Annotated in this window: 1 protein-coding gene; it reads left to right on the top strand. The window is 55.6% G+C overall.

Going from position 1 to position 1,174, the window contains the following annotated elements:
• Positions 1-79: 79 nt before the first annotated feature.
• Positions 80-1,174, top strand: a protein-coding gene (locus C8R21_RS15540; protein ID WP_107763492.1) for an IS3 family transposase whose coding sequence is annotated in 2 segments (ribosomal slippage) — positions 80-332 and positions 332-1,174 — 1,096 coding nt annotated over the 2 segments. Because the reading frame shifts where the segments join, the coding sequence is not laid out codon by codon here. This gene is flagged as partial in the annotation.

Raw genomic sequence — 1,174 nt, 5'->3', positions numbered from 1 at the left:
TGATCTGCTTTAGGAATTCAGGACCAGACAGAAAGTGAGTTTTTCGGCAAACTTGACCTTGAAAGGAGGGCTGTTTGCCATGAAGAAGAAGCGGTTTTCAATAGAACAGATCGTAGCGGTATTGAAGCAGGCGGAACTGGGGATGCCGGTGGCGGATCTAATCCGGCAGGTGGGAATCTCGGAACAGACGTTCTACCGCTGGAAGAAGCAGTACGCGGGGATGCAGTCGGATCAGGTGCGGGAGCTCAAGCAACTGCAGGAAGAGAACGGACGGCTCAAGAAGCTGGTTGCCGAGTTGAGTCTGGACCGGGCAATCCTGCAGGACGTTGCATCAAAAAAGTGGCCCGGCCCGCGCTGAAACGTGAAGTAGTGGACTACATCGTGAGCCATTATGACTTGAATATGCGGCGGGCCTGCAGGTTGATGAAGCAATCGCGCAGCGTCCAGTACTATCGGAGCATCAAGGATCCGAAGCAGGCATTGCGAAGGCGTATGCGAGAGATTGCAAAGACACGGGTGCGTTATGGTTACCGTCGCATCCACGTGCTTCTCAAGCGCGAAGGCTGGCAGCTGGGTAAAAACCAGATGTATCGGCTCTATAGCGAAGAGCAGCTGCAGCTTCGCTCGAAACTGCCCAGGCGGCGCAAGATGGTCGTGACACGCCAGGCAAAGATCAAGCCGACCAAACCCAACGAAGCGTGGAGCATGGACTTTGTGGCGGATCAGCTCGCTAACGGCATGAAATTCCGTACGCTGACGATTGTCGACGTCTTCAGCAAGGAAGCGCTGGCGATCGAAGTGGGTCAGCGTCTGCGAAGCGAGCATGTAGTCGCCACGTTAAACCGACTGGCTGCACATCGAGGTCCTCCCCATTATCTTTTTGTCGACAACGGCGCCGAATTCTCAGGGCAGTTGCTCGATCTTTGGGCGTACCATCACAAGGCACGGATCGACTTCAGTCGCCCGGGAAAACCCACGGACAATTGCCACATCGAGACGTTTAACGGATCATTCCGGGACGAGTGCCTGAACTTGCACTGGTTTGAAACGCTGGAAGAGGCCAAAGCGATCATCGAGGACTGGCGGCGGGACTACAACGAGAGTCGGCCTCACTCGACTCTCAATGACCTGTCGCCGGCTGAATTTGTACGCCGGGCGGGGCTTCCAAGTCCCG

Origin of the sequence: Nitrosospira multiformis (assembly GCF_003050865.1) — a bacterium.
Classification (GTDB): Bacteria; Pseudomonadota; Gammaproteobacteria; order Burkholderiales; family Nitrosomonadaceae; genus Nitrosospira; species Nitrosospira multiformis_E.
This window is presented reverse-complemented; position numbering and strand designations above follow the sequence as displayed.